Origin of the sequence: Helicobacter sp. 10-6591 (assembly GCF_003288805.1) — a bacterium.
In the GTDB taxonomy this organism is placed as follows: Bacteria; Campylobacterota; Campylobacteria; order Campylobacterales; family Helicobacteraceae; genus Helicobacter_F.
In genome coordinates this window covers 1-2,815 of record NZ_NHYK01000039.1, presented here as the reverse complement: position 1 = coordinate 2,815, position 2,815 = coordinate 1, and the positions used below count along the sequence as shown (strand labels likewise).

Sequence of the window (2,815 nt, the reverse complement as noted above, 5' to 3'; positions counted from 1 at the left end):
CTATATAGGATATGATGATTTCAATTCACATTCAGAGTATTTCAAACTAGACAATAAGACATATTTTGCTGGATTAAAATACTACAATCCTCTCACTCCATCTCTAAACAAACAAGCCTATATAAAGATAAATGCACAAGCAGGTCTTATAAAAAACAATATGACCCAAAAAGGTGAAATAGAGTATTCTGGAACTCCTGCTACTTATGCTTATGCTCTAAGCTCAGATATAGGAGTACATCTTAGAGTTGCTAAGAGTATTTTCTCACCTGAATTGGGTATAGGCTATGAAGGAGGATATACTCCTAAATATGCTCTTACTAATACCCAAAACACATATGCGAGAATAACCAATACCCATACAACCAATCTCTATAAGACAAGAACACAATTCTCTTGGTTTATGGATTGGAGCAAATACACAAAGACTCTTATAAATGTTGGTGCAGAATACACTCTCAATCCCCAAATTGCTAATCCTAAAGGAACATATACCAATATGGGTAATGCATCTTATGGTGAAGGAAGTACTAAGATAGATCCTCTCTTAGCTTTCTTAGGAGCTAATCTTGCTATTCCTTTGGATGAAAGGTTTTATATAACATTTAACTACAACACTACCTTTAACTCTAAGCTTACACAGCATACTGGTTATATGAAGTTGAATTTTATGTGGTAGGGAAAAGACTAAAGAAATCTAGATCTCTTTAGTCTTTTCTTATTCTTATTAAACACTTCATTCAAGAAACACTCTGGCTCATCAGATTCTAAAGAATCAAAGCAAAATATCTTGCGACTTGAGAATCTTGGATTGCAAAATCAAGCTTGCAAGAGACTCAAGAGCTACTTGATTCTATGCGTTTAGAATCTTATCCCTCAGCAAAGGCATCATTACCAAAACTACAAATGTCAGAGCAGTGCCTACTCTTATGCCGAAGTTTTCTAAGAAAACAGGCTATCCCTTTGACAGATGGCAAAACTCTCTTATCTTTGCTGGTACGCCTGTTCTTATCACACATTTTGATACCTCATTGCGCTTTGCTCATATACAGGCTGGATTTGTGTTTTTACCTAGTTTGTTACGAAACGTTTATATACAAAACTAAGTATATTTTTGTTTTTCTCATTATTAACCAAATTAATACGAAAGTTCAGCGTTACGAAAGTTCAGCGTTCAATTTTTGATAAAGGAATAACTATGAGAAATACAACAACATATTCACCTAAGTTTGTCTCAACCATAGCAGCTTTGTCTCTTTGTGTCTCAAGTGCAGTAGCTGATCATCCAGATAATAATTGGCAGATTAACGTAGGCAATCACAGTGGAAGTAATAATACTAATGGTGGCACTACGACTATAAGTCCAAGTGGTCAATGGGGTATGATCAAAGTAGATAAAAAAAATGGTAGCAACACAACAATCACATCACTCCTTATAAATAGTGGTACCATCAATGGAGCAAACCAAATCATTAATATCCGTGGACCTGTCTATATCCCCACCATCACAAACAAAGGAGTGTTAAATGGTAATAAAAATGGTAGTAATCAAGGTAATAGTCAAAGTAATAGTAATAGTCAAGGTGTAGTAGAAGTCCAAGGAAATGCTACTATCGCAAACTTTATCAATGAGGGAACGATAGAATCACTCAATAAAGGCGGTGATGCTATCCACATAGGAAGTTCTGCCACCATGACCCTCACTAATACCAATACTGGTGTCATCAAATCCTCTAGTACAGGTGGCGATGCTATACACATCTGGGGCAATAACGCCAAGATTATCAATCAGGGAACGATAGAATCAAACAACAGAGGTGTAAATTTTCAAGATACGAAATCTGGTAATAGCAACCATACTTTAGAAAACTCAGGCCTTATCAAAGCAAAACATGCTGCTGTGTATATTGGTGCTGTGAGTACAAACAAAAATGGAATAGATCTGCTCAGAAACACAGGAACTCTTATAAGCGAAAATAGCCATGCTATCGCAGTCTATAACTGCGGCAGTGCTAATAATTGCGATAACAATAATGCTGCCGGCATAAAGACATTAGAAAATTCTGGGCTCATCAAAGGCAAACAAGATGGCATACATATCGAATTTGCTAATAATGGCAACCTATCTTCTATAGGTACTATCAATAATACAGGAACTATTACTGCAGAAGAAGGCGCAGGGATTAAGATTGCAAATTCCGGTGGTAAAACCAAAATCACAGGCCAAATCAAAGTAGATGGAGTCATACAAGGTAAAACTGCTGGGATTATAAATGAAGGCCAATTAGGCTCAAAAGAAGGTGGAGATGTACTTGTAATAGGTAGTAATGGCAGAATAGAAGGAGTAGTAAAAAATGAAAGTGGAGGAACACTCAAAGGAAATATCACAAATAATGGTAGCCATGAATTAGCAATTGATAATCAAGGAAAAACAGGCAATAACACTGTAATCAAAAACAATGGCTCTGGTGAGATAAAGATAAAAGATTGGAAGTTAGAGAATCGAGATGGCAATGGCAATCTGAAAACAGTCCAATTTGAAGGTAATGGCAATATAACTTTAGAGAAACTCACAATCAGTGAAGGTGATACAGATGTCACCAAAGTAGCAAATGCTATACAAGGAAGCAAGAAAGCAGAAGCAGTAGCACATACACAAGTACAAACAAGTGGTGGCAATGGTGCAGTAACTATAACAGGTGATCTTTTAAGAGGTCTTGTTGCCAACATAGATGGTTCTAAAACAGCAGCTGCTGCATTAAACAGAACACTTATAACCACAGCTACTGCAAGAGCTACATTCTTAGATTCTGTT

General features: G+C 36.4%; 2 protein-coding genes and 1 pseudogene. All 3 read left to right on the top strand.

Translation table 11 applies throughout. The features are described from left to right. A pseudogene (locus CCY97_RS08335) lies at positions 1–679 on the top strand (autotransporter outer membrane beta-barrel domain-containing protein); the annotation flags it as partial. A gap of 250 nt (positions 680–929) precedes the next feature. Continuing rightward, a complete protein-coding gene (locus tag CCY97_RS08040; protein ID WP_112064948.1) occupies positions 930–1,106 on the top strand; it encodes an SH3 domain-containing protein in 177 nt (58 codons plus the stop codon). 92 nt (positions 1,107–1,198) lie between these two features. After that, positions 1,199–2,815, top strand: a 1,617-nt coding sequence (locus CCY97_RS08035) for a hypothetical protein (protein WP_146744540.1), incomplete at its 3' end; no start/stop codon positions are given.